13 protein-coding genes are annotated in these 16,700 nt (G+C 38.7%); 7 read left to right on the top strand and 6 right to left on the bottom strand.

The features are described from left to right. Window positions 1–12: 12 nt before the first annotated feature. From HCX49_RS22085 to HCX49_RS22060, 6 genes are all read right to left on the bottom strand, one after another. The gene (locus tag HCX49_RS22085; protein WP_132771846.1) at window positions 13–1,101 is read right to left on the bottom strand and encodes a fasciclin domain-containing protein; all 1,089 of its coding nucleotides are present in this window, start codon (window positions 1,099–1,101) and stop codon (window positions 13–15) included. Between the two features lie 23 nt (window positions 1,102–1,124). Continuing rightward, entirely contained in the window at window positions 1,125–2,330 is a 1,206-nt protein-coding gene (locus HCX49_RS22080) for a hypothetical protein (RefSeq protein ID WP_132771847.1), read from the bottom strand. 49 nt (window positions 2,331–2,379) lie between these two features. Beyond that, the gene (locus tag HCX49_RS22075) at window positions 2,380–4,176 is read right to left on the bottom strand and encodes a DUF4397 domain-containing protein (protein ID WP_168128166.1); all 1,797 of its coding nucleotides are present in this window, start codon (window positions 4,174–4,176) and stop codon (window positions 2,380–2,382) included. 2 nt (window positions 4,177–4,178) lie between these two features. Further along, complete coding sequence (locus tag HCX49_RS22070) at window positions 4,179–7,658, bottom strand: TonB-dependent receptor (protein ID WP_237682872.1); 3,480 nt, start codon at window positions 7,656–7,658, stop codon at window positions 4,179–4,181. Between the two features lie 207 nt (window positions 7,659–7,865). Continuing rightward, window positions 7,866–9,062 carry a FecR family protein gene (locus tag HCX49_RS22065; protein WP_132771849.1) on the bottom strand — a complete coding sequence of 399 codons (1,197 nt, stop codon included), beginning with the start codon at window positions 9,060–9,062 and terminating at the stop codon, window positions 7,866–7,868. A gap of 50 nt (window positions 9,063–9,112) precedes the next feature. Beyond that, the gene (locus tag HCX49_RS22060) at window positions 9,113–9,742 is read right to left on the bottom strand and encodes an RNA polymerase sigma factor (RefSeq protein ID WP_021191562.1); all 630 of its coding nucleotides are present in this window, start codon (window positions 9,740–9,742) and stop codon (window positions 9,113–9,115) included. A 344-nt stretch (window positions 9,743–10,086) separates the two neighbouring features. Between HCX49_RS22060 and HCX49_RS22055 the strand changes: the two genes are divergently transcribed. The 7 genes from HCX49_RS22055 to HCX49_RS22025 all read left to right on the top strand — a co-directional run bounded on the left by HCX49_RS22055 (window position 10,087) and on the right by HCX49_RS22025 (window position 16,694). Continuing rightward, window positions 10,087–10,293 (top strand): hypothetical protein, encoded by a 207-nt coding sequence (locus tag HCX49_RS22055; protein ID WP_021191561.1) that lies wholly within the window; start codon window positions 10,087–10,089, stop codon window positions 10,291–10,293. A gap of 82 nt (window positions 10,294–10,375) precedes the next feature. Further along, window positions 10,376–11,617 (top strand): GTP-binding protein, encoded by a 1,242-nt coding sequence (locus tag HCX49_RS22050; protein WP_168128165.1) that lies wholly within the window; start codon window positions 10,376–10,378, stop codon window positions 11,615–11,617. Between the two features lie 305 nt (window positions 11,618–11,922). Next, window positions 11,923–12,897: a GlxA family transcriptional regulator gene (locus HCX49_RS22045; protein WP_168128164.1), complete on the top strand. Its 975-nt coding sequence runs from the start codon at window positions 11,923–11,925 to the stop codon at window positions 12,895–12,897. Window positions 12,898–12,918: 21 nt separating this feature from the next. Further along, complete coding sequence (locus tag HCX49_RS22040; protein WP_132771851.1) at window positions 12,919–13,551, top strand: DJ-1/PfpI family protein; 633 nt, start codon at window positions 12,919–12,921, stop codon at window positions 13,549–13,551. Window positions 13,552–13,928: 377 nt separating this feature from the next. Then, window positions 13,929–14,666 carry a type II CAAX prenyl endopeptidase Rce1 family protein gene (locus HCX49_RS22035; protein WP_031289233.1) on the top strand — a complete coding sequence of 246 codons (738 nt, stop codon included), beginning with the start codon at window positions 13,929–13,931 and terminating at the stop codon, window positions 14,664–14,666. Between the two features lie 149 nt (window positions 14,667–14,815). After that, the gene (locus tag HCX49_RS22030) at window positions 14,816–15,994 is read left to right on the top strand and encodes a sensor histidine kinase (protein WP_021191556.1); all 1,179 of its coding nucleotides are present in this window, start codon (window positions 14,816–14,818) and stop codon (window positions 15,992–15,994) included. Then, on the top strand, window positions 15,987–16,694 hold the full coding sequence (locus tag HCX49_RS22025; protein ID WP_021191555.1) for a LytR/AlgR family response regulator transcription factor: 708 nt from the start codon (window positions 15,987–15,989) through the stop codon (window positions 16,692–16,694). Before HCX49_RS22030 ends, HCX49_RS22025 begins: the two co-directional genes overlap by 8 nt. The last annotated feature ends 6 nt before the right edge of the window (window positions 16,695–16,700 follow it).

The raw sequence follows: 16,700 nt of genomic DNA, 5'->3' as shown, positions 1-16,700 counted from the left end.
TAATTTGTGATATTATTTAATAGCCTGTTCAGGTCTTACCAATCCTTGATTAAGATCATGTATCACACCATTACGACACAGATAGTCCATCTTTGCCCTGATTCCATACGATACTTGAGCAATTATGGGTGCTGTGACGGTACGGTCTGCACGTAATCTGAGGTAGTAACTTAATATAAAACTGGGGTACTCCTCTCCGGCAGCAAAACTCATCTCATGCAGATTGTTCTTTAACTGATAGGTATAGCCCCCAGTAGTCGCAATGATCCCCATGACTTTAGCATCGGATACAAAAAAGTGTTTGTCATAGATGAGGTAAGATCCAAACAGCACATCAGCACGATATTTTTCTGGGCTTAATGTCTGTAATGTTTCTTCGGTAATACCCACTTCTTCCAATGCTTCATTGGTCGGCGCAAAGATGGTGAAGGGCCCATTCGTTGCCAGTTGATCCCATAAACCAAATTTCTTCAACCCACTTACAAAAACACGGTAGGTAGGACGTGCTGCCAACCAAGCCTGAATAGAGGTATCAAATTGTGGTTTCATCATTTTATCCAAAACATACAAAACGCCATTGGCTAAAATCACATCTTTTCTAGACGCCTTTGCTCCACTGAAAAAAAGCTCATTTGTAGGCGTACCACCATTTGGTCCCACCGAACCTAGCGAAGCATATAACTCCGAACCGGCTAGCGTGGCATAGCGCACATCTACCCCATTTGATGGGATATCCCGCAAGAGCATACGGCGAGGAAGAATATGGTATTGGATCACTTTTTTTAAACTGTCCAGATTCATCTTATCAAAATCTGAAGGTCTAAATATGCCTAATTCATTAAATGCGGCATCTGTAGGCACCAAAACGGTATAAGGTCCCTTTTCATTTAATGTTGATGCCAATCCCACTTTTTCCAGCGCAGCACTGAATAAGGTCATTTCATAATTATTTTTGATAAAATCCGATGCTGGACGTAAGTTCTCGTTGGGTACGACCACCGTTAAATCGGGATGTTCACAAGAGAAAAGGAAAAACGAAAGCATAAATAATACGTACTGCCTTACTGGATACCATCTCTTATCGATTATCTTATAGTTCATATTTAAAATCTCCTAGCTAACTGTTAATAAACTGGTGGTGCATATTTGCGTTGAATGGTGGTCAGGTAAATCCGGCCATTGACCACTTCTAATGTGTTGACTGTTGCAAAAGTTTGTGGATTATGGGTGCCGGAATGCACATTGACCAAGAGGTTCGGCAACTGCGTTCCATTATCAGATCCTTCTAATGATACTTTGCCATTCTTCAGGCAGTTCACGGATGCCCAATTGCCTCCGGTAGCGATATCACCGGAGAAAAAAGGATTATTGGTAATATCCATACCTGGGATAAAGAAATCAAACCGTTGCCAGATATCAGTCTGGATACCGTTACTTTTACTACTTGCCCACAGCGGAAAACTCACATAAGGACTGACCGCAGCGTTGGTATTATTACGGGTCAATCGCGTTAAAAATTTACCTTTATAACCAGGTACTGTCTGTGCTTGAACAAAAGGTTTTTCTTGACTTTCATACAGCGAAAGAAAGATATTCATCTCGTCTTTGATCCCATTTTTAAAACTCCGCAATAAGTAATCATCATCTTTCAAAGTCAGATCGGCCTCTAAGAAGCCTGTTGCACTCATGTTGTAAAAATTGACATAGACCAAGGAATCAGAAAGTGGCAGTTTATGAAAATTCTCCTGACGCAAGAGCAATCCATGCGTTTTGGTCACAAAATCTTTTTGCAGCAGATGCAGGGTATACACCTCTTTACTTGCTAGATGGATCACCGTATCGATTAAAACATCCGTCTTCAGGTGACTTTCTAATTCCAAAAAAGGAATGCTGTTCTTTGGTCGATAGGCGAAAATAATGCGCAGGTCTCCCGACGGAACTTGAGCCCAGCTGCTTAAATCAAATCCGTTTAAGATAGGGCCTACCAGTACATTTTCTTTACCTGGATATTCTGGATTATCCACTGTGGTACTATTTCCGATATGTGAGGGATAAGGGGGTGCATAAGCTGCCCTTTTATCCAGAAAGTCACCTACAATCTCGGCTCCTGTTATTGCTCCTCCTACACCAAAGGTAGGATTGATCAACATACAGAAATAGGGCACTTTATCATCTTTACTGCCTAAGGTCTGAACATAATTGAGGTTGTTGAACACCCGTAGATAGGCAGGTTCGGCGATGGCTGTATATTCCACCTTATTACAACTTGTAAATAGGGAAACACAGAGCAGCCATAGTGCTAAGTAAATCGTTAATCGTTGATTTTTCATATCAATATTTTTTTAAATCATGGTCAGACAAGAATACTTATGCCTTCCATTATCGGGTATGTTTAACTAAAATCATTCTTGCTTTATCGGTCGCAGTAGCATCTTTTGCACTCTTGCCAATAAGAGAAACCGTATATACGCCTGCTTCCTGTATGGGTTCGGGGCGTCCTGATTTCTCGTAAAGTTTTTTATTGGCGATAAAAGCTTCGTGTGTCAACACGCTGATATCGCTTGCCCAAATACCCGGAACGACATCAGGTGTAGAACGATAGACCATAAATTCAAAAGGATTATAGAGTGTTCGATATCCGATATATGGTCTTTCCATCTTCGGAATTCCAGGTTGTAGATTTTCTACCGCGTCCCGATTATCGAAAGACGTGGCAGGAGACTGTCCATTGCCCACGGTAAACGTCACATATGGATTTCCAATGGATAAGTTTAAAAAGCGTTTTGGGAAATAAAACTGATATTGTAAACGGGCAAAACTGGCATCATCCTGAGCTCCTGTATAGACCGAACCACTTAAGTCATTGGCTACTAATAGCAGTTGAGGTTTACCATCTTGTTGGGGATAAAGCCAAATGGTATAATTTTGTGCCGGTTGCATCGCCTGCTCCAAAGAAGCCAATACTTTGCCTGATGCATCCAATGCTTCTATCCTATGTGTTCCCTGAATCATATTGAGATAATTACTGGCCTGACCAAAAGCCAAAGCATCGGCTAGTGGTTTACCATCAACCCGAAAATTGACCGGTTGACCTGCTCGCGCATTAGCTGCTTGAATACGGGAATAGGTCCGGTTGGCAGGAGCTGCTACATCGGTCAATACCTGAAAAGCATTCTGATAATAGGAAGAGGTATTTCCGATTTCATCGACGTAGTAATTAAATTCTCCGGGAGCAACCAACAAGGTATACACGCCACCGGGTTGATAGGTCGTGACGGGAGCGTAATGCAAATTGCTATTGCTCGAATGATCGATAGCGATCGTGGATGTCGACGGATGAAGGACAGTGTATGCGTAAGTATCTGCTCCCAAAGCTGGAATCTGCCTTCCGTCTTGGAGCAATAACCTAAACTGATAGGTACCATAAGGCAGTTCAATATAATCAGAAGCTACTGCATTTGTCTGTATATTATTGGTTTGTGTACTGACCAATGTACCATCGGCATACGCTAGAGATACGGCCCCCGTAATATCTTCCTGCATACCCAAAAGGCCCATGGTCTGATGTTTGATAGGACCACCCAGATTGACGACTCGGATTTTAAAATGATCCGGTTTTGAAGGAGCGGAAACCGCACGTGGCACCGCTACTATATCCGGTTGTCCATCCATAAATAACGTAGGCATCAAGAAATAATCCATCGGTTTACGGTAATCGTTGGCAGCCTGAAAAGTAATGTCCCGATCTAAAGCCCCCTGATAATGACGTATCCCCAACGTAAGCTTTACTTGATCCTGTTGGTTAAAGAGATCCTGTGGAATTACCCAGCTTTTACCCAATCGTCCGTCTACAGGAAAATAGGATGTACCCGGATAGCGATCAGTATCTGGAGCGTCTGGACGACGTACGATAAAATTGGTTAAACTATCTTTACCTGAAATAACCTGATTAAATCCAGCCATATTTATAATCCGCACATTTGATCGTTCACGGTTTTCCGTTACCGCCCGATTGTCAACACCCATATCCATTTTTTCTTTCTGACAGGCCGTGAACACGAATGTGAAAAATAAAATGGCCACATACATGAGGTGGTTATCCACTAGGCGAAACCAATAAGCTTGTTGCGTATGATCGCGTTTGTACTGTTTAAAGTCTAATTTTTGATATCGCATGACTACAATAAATTATATGTAAAGCCTACCATGATTTCCGCACCGCGTTTATAACTACGGTTGATGTACTCGTTGCCGTACCATTTTCCTCCCGTTTGCGGATTAGCATACACCGTTTTAATCGCTGGATTCATGATATTTTTGGCAAAGCCCTTAAATTGAATTCTTTTATTGATCCGTTGACTAAATACAAAGTCCAGATAAGGCACTGGCTGTGTATATAGATCTGGCTCACCCGTTAGATTGATCTGGACCAAGCGTTCGCCGACCATATTAAAGGTCATCGTTAGATCTGTTCCTGATTGATCATTATCATAATTTAACCAAGCGTTGATCGAATAGGGAGCTTGTTCAAACAGGGGGCTATTTTTTGGTGAATGTCGATCCAACGAGCGATTAGCTTCATAGCGCGCTGCTGATTTTTGGATCTCACTTTGAGCAAGCATGAGGTTGGAGCCTAAGAAGAAATTGCGTAAAGGATCGATCAACGTTCCCAAGTTTTTAACCACTTCAAACTCGACACCCCATACTTTACCTACATTCACATCATTCTGGAATTGTATGGTCGGAAATTCTGGGTAAGTAGCTGCCAATCCCTGAGTTTCCAGATTAAACACCTTGACCAACTGGTTTTCGATACGCTTACCAAAAGCCGAAACGGCTATAACCTCGCCTTTTGCCGGAAACCATTCCCATCTAAAATCTGCATTTTGAGTACATTGATTTTTCAGATTTGGATTTCCAACGACCAATCCCATTTGAAAAGCATCAAATTCAAATACATTGGTTATTTCCCGAAGCTCCGGCCTTGCCAAGGTCGTATTGACAGCGCCCCTGAAATTCATATTATCGTTTAGGGTAAAGGTTGCATTCAAAGAGTAAAAAGGCTTATAACCAGTTTTATAAACCGAATTTGGATCAATCGGGTTAAGCGGTATTGGAGCTTCTCCATTAGCGCCTGTTGTCAATGAAGGATCCAAAAACACGCCAGCTGTATCGACTGTAGAGCCAATATTGGTCATTTCAAATCGAACACCCCCTGCCATACGGAAACGATCGGTCAATTTTAGATCAAGCATACCGTATAGGGCATTGGTTTCAAAATAACCGGTATAATTGTTCGGCGATTTCTGACTGTTATATAAAAATCCGCCGATAGGCATCATTCCTTCACCCTGACCAGCTGCTGGTATTTTCACTCCAATGATTTCATTACTGACCAGACGATTCAGATTACCTTCAACGTCATAGAGCGGTAATGCTTTATTTCTGGTAAAATTCGATCCTGGTAAGAACAACTGGTTTTCTGTAAAATCCCGATCCCGAAACAAATAGTTTACCCCTGTTTTGAACTCTTGCTTCTGACCTAATAAGCGGAAAGGAATGCTGATATCAGCTTTGTAATTGTAATTCTGTTCTGTCAGATTTCGCCATCTCCGGCCATTCGGCTCCGCCTGCATAATACCATAGGTGCCAAATCCATTGACATAACCTGAAGTCAAGGCATACAGATGTTGAGTATACACCTCTTCTGTTTCACCATTATTTGCGCCGACGACCGGTCTGCTATAATAGCCTCCTCCACGCGGGATATAGTCTGCTAAACTCGCGAAACGAAAATCAGGATCATTCTGTTTGGATTTTGAACTGGCCACATTGTAACTTAGACGAGGAGAAAGATCACCTTTTAAAAATTTGTGTTCTCCTTGTAAATTGAAGGTATTCAAGTTTCTGAACGTCTGTTTAAGCGAATAGGTTGTACTTCTCACCTCTCCTGGCAAACCCGTGTATTCGTATCGACCATTTAGGTGAGTAGATTTTGTTTCACCGCCCCAGCTCCCGAGGTACTGCATACTGATTTCATGCTGTGGATTAAATCGGTAGGTCAGTCCCACCAGCGTTCCATAATTCAATGTTTCGGTTCCGGTATTTTCCTTATAAGTCTGATATTTGCCCATGTACAGACTATTAGGTGTAATATAATTTGGAATATTACGAACACTGTACACGTCCGGATTACCGGTTACGACTCCTTGATAGATACTATATTGTGTCAAGTCACCGCCACTGATATCGGTTGTTCTTCTATAATAATTACCTCCTAAAATGACCCCTAGCTTATGTCTCTTATTAAACAGGTCATAACTGTTTCCAAAGGTGGCGGAATACAACTGGTTCAATGGCGCTTTTTTATAGGTACTGGTCATCACAGGATCAAAGCCCTGCATAATGCCGTTAATCCGTCCGACCTCCTGATAAGCATCGTTGCTATAATTACTATTGGCAATCAAATTATGGATCGATGATAAACCTGCGGGATATTCTTTCGCTAGATGTAAGAAATCAGTCGACAGATTTTTATTATTGATTTTTGTGCCTAAAAAGCCCATCTCACTATTCCAGAAACTATTGTACTTCCCTCCCATTCCAATATTTGAATTTAATCCGGTCTGTGCTATGACTTCGAAAGTCATCCGATCGGGGACAGACTTTGTTTTCAGTTCTACAATTCCCGAAGCCGCATCTGCCGGTTTATCAGGTGTCACCGTTTTATAAATGGTGATGTTATCCAATAAGGAAGCAGGTACCAAATCTAAAGGGATAGAACTACGGTCAGGATCCGATGATGCTAGACGTACTCCGTTTAGCTGTCCAATCACCGATCGGTCACCAAGACCGCGTACCGCAACATATTTATCGTCAGTAACGGTTACTCCGGTGACCCGCTGTAAAGCTTGAGTGGTTGTAATACTTCCCGTACGCTGTATCAATTCAGCTGAAATAGCATCCTGAACAATAGATGCTCGTTTACGCTCTTCCAAAACGGCAACTTCGGTATTTGCTTTACGTCGCGCCTGTACCCTCACTTCAACTTCATCTAATGCTGTTGAGGCAGAACGCAGTTGAATCAGGATATTACGTTCGGCGGCGTTAATCGATACTTCTCGGGATTGGTATCCCAATAAGGTGAATACAAACACCTGTGTGCTTTTGGGAACGATGATTGTAAAATTGCCCGAGGCATCGGTAGTCGCACCCAATGAAAGACCCTTGACCCGAATGGTGACCCCAGCAAGAGCCGCTTTATTATTCACATCTTGCACCCGTCCGGTCATCGTAAATTGCTGTTGTTCGGGTTTGGATTTGCTTCCAGCATTTTCTGGAGCATCGGTCACCACTACTAATTTATTTTTAATCACATATCGAAAAGGTAGGTCGGAAAAACAAGCCATTAATGCCTGTTCAATGGAAGCATCCTTCAGGTTAATATGGATCGGTTTGGTATTTTTAAATAATTCAGTATCATAAAAAAAGTCGTACTGACTTTGTTTTCTGAATTCCTGTAATATGGATGGTATGTTGCTATTTTGCTTATTCAGTGTAATGCGTTGTCCAAAAGTAGACGCACTGACCTGAACCAACAAGCAAGTCATTAACATCATGGTGATTTTCATAACACGCATGCATTGATAAAAATTCATATGTATTTATTGTCCTTTAACAAGACTATATAGCAGATTCATGACGGGTGTTTACCCAATGCAAATGAATATTTTATATATTTGTTGTCGTTAATATTAATTGATGATTTTGTTCGCACAACGTTATCGATCAGCTTAACGCACTAGCCAGAGGTGTTACGAGCACCTTTGGCCTTTTTTAAAAGCCGATCAGGTATTATAGAGGTATTAATCGGTCACAATAATCCTCCTTTCTATCAATTTCAATTTTGCTTTTCCCGTTATTTCAACCATATCCATAATAGCAGTTAAGGGCTGAGAACGCGAAACGATGCCATCAAATTTGAGTTTTCCTAAATGTGGTGGACATACGATATCCACATCGTACCAGCGCGAAACTTTGCGCAGGATACTGGTTAATGGCTCACTTTTAAACACAAAATCTCCGGCAGTCCACGCTACCTGCTGCTCGACATCTGCCGTACTTACGACCAGCTGTTTATCTAAGAATGACTGCTGTCCGGGACGCAACAGAATCGATTCGCCGTTTAAAGAAGAAGTTACGCGCACACTTCCTTCCAGCAGTGTGGTAACTATTCCGGGTTCATCGGGATAGGAGTTCACATTAAAATGCGTACCTAATACTTGGATCTCCTGATGCGCTGTTTCCACATAAAAAGGGATACGCTCGACCCGACCATGCTGACGCTTTTCCATTTTGGCAATTTCAAAATATACCTCACCGGTCATTTTTACCCGGCGCTCGTTATGCTCAAAATGTAGGGGATAGTGTAAGGTTGATGAAGCATTCAACCAAGCCTTAGAGCCATCAGGTAAGGTAAGTCGATACTGCCCTCCTTTAGGAGTAGTAATGGTATTGGAAGCATTCTTGTTATTGGATTCGGATTCGGAAACACTGTAAATAAGTTGACCACTTTTTGTTTTCTCTACACGGACTCCGCCTTCTAGGGCTAATGTTCCTACGGCAACTTCATCTAATGAAATCGTAGAACCATCTGCTAGAGTCAATAAAGCTTTATCTTCTCCCGGTATCACTAAACTTTGCGTATTGTTATCAGGCTTAGACAGGAAAGATTGACGAAAAATCAAGTAAGAGATGGAACAGATGAGCAGTAGTGAAGCTGCGATCTTTAGCCATGAGGAAATTCGAAAACCCGGATCCAGTTTCTTATTTTTTTTAGCGATCCGCTTCTTAAGTCGAAGATAATTATCTTCAGCAGTCGTAACGGTAGCATGATAAGCCAGCGCTTGTACGATACGCTTCTGTTCTTCAACTTCTTTACGATACTGCGGACGATCCTGAAGCCAATTCTCCCATTTGGCAACATCATGAGCAGGGTATCCTTTACAATAGTTAATGAAGCTCTCATCTGCTAATAATGCTTTCAGATTCAGTTCTTCCATGTTTTATTTTTCTTCATTTGATCAATAGAGCATGGAGTAAGCTTTTTTCACTACTGATTTTCTAAAAAAAATAAAAAAAATGTTGAAAGGGCGCCAATGGCTATTTTAAGGAAAGTTTCTTGTTCTTCAGTCAACAGATTTCGTAATTTATCAACAGACTTATAGATGGTGTTGTAGACCGTATTGATCGAAATACCATTTGCAACAGCGATCTCATGATAGGATAATCCAAGGTAAAATTTCTGATAAATCAACAAGCGTTGCTTCTCGCCAAGCTCATCTACTTTTTCTTTTACAAAGCGACCGACCTCATCTTCCGTATAACGCTGTATAAATCCATCTTCAACAGAAGGTACCTCACAGTTTTCTAATAAAGTAGCCATGGTAGGTATCATTTCGTATTTTTTTGCGTCGCCACGGAATAGCTGGCGCAAAAATATGGTAATAATGTAATTATGCTGATTCTGTATCGCACTGCTTTTTATCCTATTTTCCCATAAATAAAGAAAGACATCGTTAATGGCATCTTGAATAATATCAATAGCAAAACCACGTTTGGTGCCGACATAGCTTAGGTAATGGTGATAGTATTCGTAAATCTGATAAAACGCTTCTTCACATTCTTCGATAACAAATTTATTCCAGTGTTCTTTCAGGTCGTGGCGTTTTATAAGAGGCATAAATTCAAAATAATACGGTTAACTATTCCTTACAAAGAAATAGAACGCATATTAACAGAGCATTAATTATAAATAACCAAATCATGTCATCTCTAAGAGCAGCATAAAAACAAGCTAGCAACAAACATCACATACCTTGCCTGTATTGCCCCATCGACAATATTTGCCCCCCTTACTTAAAACAATAGATCATTTGAATCAACATGCATTTTTTTAATAATATTGGGTTTGTACCAGATTTATTTCTTCACTTTTTATAATTACACTAAATGCAACTTAATTGCATTTAGTGTAATTATTTCCTATATTTGCTTTTGTATAACAATTCAGAAAACAGATTATATATGATACCTCAAACATTTGAACAATGGAAAACCTGTTTGGTAAATGATTGCAAGATCAGTCTTACGAAAGAATTTGCAACTAGGAGGCTTGCTGTTTACCATGATTTGGATAAGCCCGAAACGAAAAAATTCATCCGCTTATATGGTTTTCAACATTATCAAAATATCATTGGCTGGTTTACAAAAATAGTTGAAGGCTCGATTTAGGCTAAAATTAACAAGGCAATACAACTGAATACTTCTACTCATATTGATAGTGCTTAATATAAAACTCTAAAGAATTAACTACATGCAGACAGAAACATCTTTATCAAATCCTGCTTTGAGCATCGGCAAGAAACTTCCGGTCACCGTATTAAGCGGTTTCCTTGGTGCTGGAAAAACAACCTTACTTAACCATATTTTGCAGAACAAAGAGGGCTTAAAAGTTGCAGTAATTGTCAACGATATGAGCGAAGTGAATGTCGATGCACGATTGGTTGAAAATCAAAACACACTATCACGTACGGAAGAAAAATTAGTAGAAATGAGCAACGGTTGCATTTGCTGTACACTCCGTGAAGATCTCATGGTTGAAGTTGAAAAACTTGCGAATGAAGGACGATTTGATTATTTATTGATTGAAAGTACGGGTATCAGTGAACCTATTCCGGTAGCGCAAACTTTTTCCTATGTTGACGAAGAACATGGGATAGACTTGTCTCGCTTCAGTTACATTGATACCATGGTTACGGTAGTGGACTGCTTTAATTTTTTCAAGGACTTTGGAACAAATGAACTGCTACAGGATCGCAATCTAACGGATATGGAGGGGGACGACCGAACCATTGTCAACCTGCTTACCGATCAGATCGAATTTGCCAATGTCATCATCCTGAATAAAACAGATTTGGTGGATGCTGGAACAGTTGGTATTTTAAAGGCTGCGATACACAAATTAAATCCAGGAGCAAATATTATCAGTTCTGTTTTTGGAAAGGTAAGTCCAAAAGCAATATTAAACACCAACCTGTTTGATTTTGATGAAGCCCAGACTTCGGCGGGATGGCAAAAGGAGTTGGAGTCGGAGCATCATGTTCCTGAAACTGAAGAATACGGGATTAGTTCGTTCGTATTCAGAAATCAAAGACCTTTTCATCCTGAAAGGTTTTGGCATTACTTAAACCATAACTATCCCGCAGGTATTATACGTGCCAAAGGTCTTTTTTGGCTAGCTTCTCGTCGGGATGAAGCTTTAAATTTTTCTCAGGCAGGCGGATCTTCACGCCTAGAAACAGCTGGCGTGTGGTGGAGCAGCATGTCTTACTTTGAACGCATACAGTTTGAAAGTTATGTGGCCAACAAAGACTATATTGAAAGTCGCTGGAGTAAACAATGGGGCGACAGGATAAATGAACTTGTCTTTATCGGACAAGACATAAACGAAAAAAAAGTAATGCTGGATCTGGAAAAATGCTTACTCCAAGAAGATGAGTTTTATCTGTTTGATAAAAACATCCTATTCGAAGATCCTTTTCCAACAAATATATAAAGTGGAGAAGATCAGTGAAAAAATAAAATAGCATGGTAGCATAAGTATGCTCCATGCAATTTTATTATCATCGGACTTCAACATGCAGATACCCCCTTCATCATAAAATTGACCTGATAGCAGGTTTTATTTTAAAAAGCTCACATCCTGAACGGATCAAAATAATGAAATAACCATTCAAGTATATCCATAAGCTTTAAATAAATTATCAAAAAAAATGGCACGATAACACAGCATATTGTCATTGATGATCCTGTTACGATCGAGTACCTTTGTCCTAATCAATATGCAAATTACGTTGAGACATGGATAAGAAAAATATTGCCATTTTGATATTACCAGATGTACAATTATTGGATGTAGCAGGACCTACTGATGTCTTTCATACGGCCAATGAGATTTTAAAAAAAGTAGGTTATGGCGCACCCTATCAGCTTCATTACCTGTCGGCATTAAAATCTGAAACTGTCACATCAAATTCAGGTATCAAGCTCCAATGCGACGCAAGTATTTTCAATATAACAACACCTATAGATACCTTGATCATTGCGGGCACGCACCCAAATTTATTTGAAAATCTTGATGAAACGGTCTATACATGGCTCAAGCAAATATATCCGCAGGTAAATCGCCTAGCTTCGATCTGCGTCGGCACATTTCTAATGGCCAAAAGCGGTCTGCTGAAAAATAAAACAGTGACCACACACTGGAAATATGCAGGTCTGCTTAAAAGTATGTATCCTGAAATTCATGTTGACGCCCGATCTATTTTTTTAAAGGATGGCAATATCTATAGCTCTGGCGGGATCACTTCTGGAATCAACTTGGCATTACATTTAGTTGAAGAAGATGTGGGGCGGGACATAACCATACAGGTGGCCAAACATCTGGTATTTGGAGTACATAGACTCTCGGATCAATCACTTTTTTCTGAAGAATTACCTGCTGTTGAAAATATGAGTGAACTTGTTCAAAAAGTTTATCACTATGCTAATGCACGTATTGAAGAAACATTAAATCTTGAACAATTAGCATCCGCAGTAAACATGAGTCCCCGTAATTTTTCACGGGTTTTTAAAAAAGAAACTTGTTTTCCGCCTGGACAATTTATCGAAAAAATACGTTTAGAAAAAGCAAAACAACTACTTGCTTACACTGCTGACACCTTAACGATTATCAGTGTTCAATGCGGCTATGATCAGGTCAGCTCCTTAAACAAGCTGTTTTATAAATACTATAAAATTAGTGCAATACAGTATCGAAAAACATTTCAACATTAATTCATAAATACCTTTTCAAAAATGGAGATCAACAAAGATAAAACTATCAAAAACATTGCATTTTTTGTTTTTGACCAAGTAGAAGTATTAGATCTAAACGGACCTTTAGATGTATTTGTAAAAGCAAATATAATAATACCAAACAGCTTTAATTGTTATACTGTTGCCTTGGATACTACGCCTATATTTGCAGAATCCAATACCATGCAAATTATTCCTAATTATACAATTGATAATTGTCCACAAGCAGATCTGATTATCGTACCTGGAGCATTTCCTGAAACAATTATCAAATTATTCAAAGACGAGCATTTTGAATCCCGATTCACAGCATGGGTTACAGCTCAGGCACAACGTGATACTGTAATTGCCAGTATTTGTACAGGTGCGCTATTACTTTCGAATACTAAGCTTTTAGATGGAAAATCTATTACCAGTCATTTTATGATGACAGATCTGTTACAAGAACTAAATCCGGACAGTCAAGTTGTAACAGGGCCTCGATATATTGATCAGGGTGACTTATTAACTACTGCAGGCATCACAGCGGGTATAGATGCAGCCTTATATATGGTGACAGATATCCTTGGTCAGGATGTGGCTCAACAGATTATTGAAATTTTTGAGTATAAAGCAGAATTGCAAATTCATTAAGCTCACTTACCTGGATAATCGTATCGTATAAGATTGAAAAACAGTCTTTACATGATCACTTCACCTATCCATTCTTTCTTACATCAAGTAAAATAACATCAATTAAAGGATTGCTCAATTCCTTTAAACGCATACCCTGTGGATTTTACTTTCAGTTTTTGAAGAGCTAGTTAGGTTATTTTAAAAATCACTTCATGTCGCATGAAGTGATTTTGCCCATTACTAACTTTTTTGATCGTGCTTTAAACCATTGATCAGCGTTGTATGCAATTCCTTTATCGATCAAAAAACACCTTCCATCGGCTGATTCCACCTTTTCATCGGTAGAAATTTCATCGAATGCTGCATTCACATATTTTTAAGAAAAATTAAAAGATATGTCACTATTCACACCGCTTATTTGGATCTCTTTGATGCTACCGTTAATGGCTATTGCTTTTGCCAAAACGAAAAAAGTAAATACAAAATTTTTAATCCTTTTTATCGTCTATTTTTTAACGGATTGTTATATCCAACATTTTAGCAGACAATATTTTAGCCTTGATTCGATCGGCCTTAAATTTTCATGGATCGGTAAAATATTGAGTTTATTGTTATCGCTGACCATCATTTTCTCGGTAAGCAAAACCCATCGTGAGCAGATCGGATTCACCTCGAAAAGTAATGCAAAGAAACAGGTGAAATTCGGTATATCCATATTCCTTGGATTCTTACTTTTTGATTTGATTTTCAAATTTATCTTATTCCCTAAAGGAGGTCATTTTGATCTTGAGGCATTCGCTTTCCAGGCTACAATGCCAGGCTTAACCGAAGAATTAGTTTTTAGAGGCATTTGCTTTTGGCTTCTTGATCAAGCTTTTACTCCCCAATGGAATATCAAAGGCATCTCATTTGGCTGGGGATTTATTATCGTGACCCTGCTATTCAGTGTTGCACATGGTCTTGTGTTAACGGAAGATCATCAACTCAAATTTGATATCATAACCATCATCTACCTCACGCTGATATCTTCGTTAAGTCTTGGCTTGCTAAGGAAATTTACAGGTAATCTGATTTATCCCATAATAGGCCACAATATGGTCAATGTATTGAATGCACTGATACGAATATTATAGTGGAACATATGCTGAAATAGGGCAATAGGTGAATCATGAATCTGCTAACAAGCGATCGTAAATACCATAAGCAATTCTCTTTTTATATGAAAAGTAATCCTATAACTCGTTCAAAAAACTATATTTGGTTGATCATTTAAACAAACATCATGTCGCAGGATACGAGAATTTTATCTAGTTATTTAACAAGTAAAATAGCTGAATTTGATTTTGATAGTTTATACAGCAAAACCAGTCGAATTTTACTTCATGTCTGCATGTGGTTCACTTTTTCCATCTTATTGCTGTTGAGCTACATACTTGCATATAAACTCTCTTTTTTTAATGCTACCATCCTAACCATTAGGATGACAAGCGTTAATATGCTCGTTTTCTATCTGTTCTTTTATGTGTTACTTCCCAAGATTTTATCCGGTAGCAAGAATAAGATCATTTTACTTCTAGTCATTAGTTTGCCGATATTGCTATTTATCTGGATTGCTACTACCTATTTTTTCTCCCTAATCTACCATGCGCTGGGCTTTGAAATAGAAAATGGAGAACTAAAGAATGCTATTAAGATGAGTGCCGATCAGACGTTCTTACAAGCCGTATCTGTAAAACGCATGATTTCACAAGCATTCATTGTCATTTCAATTCTATCGCCTTTCTTTTTTGTCAAAATTCTATTTGAAATTTCAAAATTATACAGTAAAACCTTAAAAATTCAAAACGAAAAAGCTTCATTAGAAATTGAGAATATCAATATTGAAAAGAATTTTTTAAAAGCACAGCTTAATCCACATTTTCTATTCAATACTTTAAATAATCTCTATGGTCTTGCAATTAAGAAAGATCCCACTACGCCAGAGGTGATTGTAAGTCTTTCGGACATTATGAGTTATACACTTTATGAGTCTAACACGGAAAAAGTATCCTTGCAGAAAGAATTGGAATTTATAAAAAACTATGGTGAACTCGAAAAAATGCGATACCCGGTAGATAAAAAGATCCAATTTGATCTTCCTGAAGAAAGTGCATTATTAGGTTTATACATCGCTCCTCTCTTAACATTTACATGTATTGAAAATGCTTTTAAGTACGGACTCAAAAATAATAAAGAACAGCTTATATATTTGACGATAAAAGTTAAGGATCATCATTTTTACTTTCATCTTGAGAATGATGTTGAAGACTTTGTCCCGACAAAAAACTTTGGTGGTATAGGTCTATCTAATTTACAAAAGAGACTTCAATTGTTATATCCCAATAAACACGAACTCAAAATAGAGCATTTACAAAATAAATTTATCGTCAACTTAAAAATAGATTTAGCAAATTATGGATAAATTCACCTGTATCGTCACCGATGATGAACCACTTGGTAGAGAAATTATAGAATCATTTGTAAAAGAAATACCCTTCCTTAAGCTTGTCGGCTCATTTGGAGATCCTGTAGAAGCATTGCTGTATTTACAAAGTAATGCTGTTGACATCATGTTTAGCGATATCCAGATGCCGAAAATTAATGGTATGGAGTTGGTAAATGCCTTGGTCAATCCACCTGTTATTATTTTTATTACCGCACATCGTGATTTCGCATTGGATAGTTTTGATGCTGGGGTAACAGATTACTTAGTTAAGCCCGTTCGATTCGATCGCTTTTTAAAAGCAGTAAATAGAGCCAAAGAAAGTGTATTGGCCGGTAAAACTCCAAAGATACAAGAAGCAAGACCTGATCGTATATTTATAAAATCAGAAGGAAAATTAGTGAAGATCTTATTGCATGAAATTCTGTACATTGAATCCCAAGGAGATTATCTAAAAATCGTTGTTTACGAAAAAACATATACCACACAAGCTACGCTCAAATCCATGGAAGAAATCCTTGATAAGCAACTATTTTTTCGTATTCAGCGGTCGTTTATCCTCAACATAGAAGCTGTAAAAACAGTTACCGGAAATATGATCGAATTAACCAATGGCAAATCAATAGCGATCGCTGTAAACAAAAAGGAGGAGTTTTTCACCTTATTGGGCATCAAATAAAAAAGA

This window comes from Sphingobacterium sp. B16(2022), from assembly GCF_012030425.1.
Lineage (GTDB): Bacteria > Bacteroidota > Bacteroidia > Sphingobacteriales > Sphingobacteriaceae > Sphingobacterium > Sphingobacterium anhuiense.
Note: the sequence above shows the minus strand (reverse complement) of the source record. Positions and strands in the feature narration are given on the sequence as shown.

Excerpts from the sequence above, each read along its gene's own strand:
- HCX49_RS22085 (WP_132771846.1), bottom strand. The coding sequence starts at position 1,101 with ATGAACTATAAGATAATCGATAAGAGATGGTATCCAGTAAGGCAGTAC.
- HCX49_RS22065 (WP_132771849.1), bottom strand. The coding sequence starts at position 9,062 with ATGGAAGAACTGAATCTGAAAGCATTATTAGCAGATGAGAGCTTCATT.
- HCX49_RS22025 (WP_021191555.1), top strand. The coding sequence starts at position 15,987 with ATGGATAAATTCACCTGTATCGTCACCGATGATGAACCACTTGGTAGA.
- HCX49_RS22030 (WP_021191556.1), top strand. The coding sequence starts at position 14,816 with ATGTCGCAGGATACGAGAATTTTATCTAGTTATTTAACAAGTAAAATA.
- HCX49_RS22040 (WP_132771851.1), top strand. The coding sequence starts at position 12,919 with ATGGAGATCAACAAAGATAAAACTATCAAAAACATTGCATTTTTTGTT.
- HCX49_RS22055 (WP_021191561.1), top strand. The coding sequence starts at position 10,087 with ATGATACCTCAAACATTTGAACAATGGAAAACCTGTTTGGTAAATGAT.
- HCX49_RS22060 (WP_021191562.1), bottom strand. The coding sequence starts at position 9,742 with ATGCCTCTTATAAAACGCCACGACCTGAAAGAACACTGGAATAAATTT.
- HCX49_RS22080 (WP_132771847.1), bottom strand. The coding sequence starts at position 2,330 with ATGAAAAATCAACGATTAACGATTTACTTAGCACTATGGCTGCTCTGT.
- HCX49_RS22050 (WP_168128165.1), top strand. The coding sequence starts at position 10,376 with ATGCAGACAGAAACATCTTTATCAAATCCTGCTTTGAGCATCGGCAAG.
- HCX49_RS22075 (WP_168128166.1), bottom strand. The coding sequence starts at position 4,176 with ATGCGATATCAAAAATTAGACTTTAAACAGTACAAACGCGATCATACG.
- HCX49_RS22035 (WP_031289233.1), top strand. The coding sequence starts at position 13,929 with ATGTCACTATTCACACCGCTTATTTGGATCTCTTTGATGCTACCGTTA.
- HCX49_RS22045 (WP_168128164.1), top strand. The coding sequence starts at position 11,923 with ATGGATAAGAAAAATATTGCCATTTTGATATTACCAGATGTACAATTA.
- HCX49_RS22070 (WP_237682872.1), bottom strand. The coding sequence starts at position 7,658 with ATGAATTTTTATCAATGCATGCGTGTTATGAAAATCACCATGATGTTA.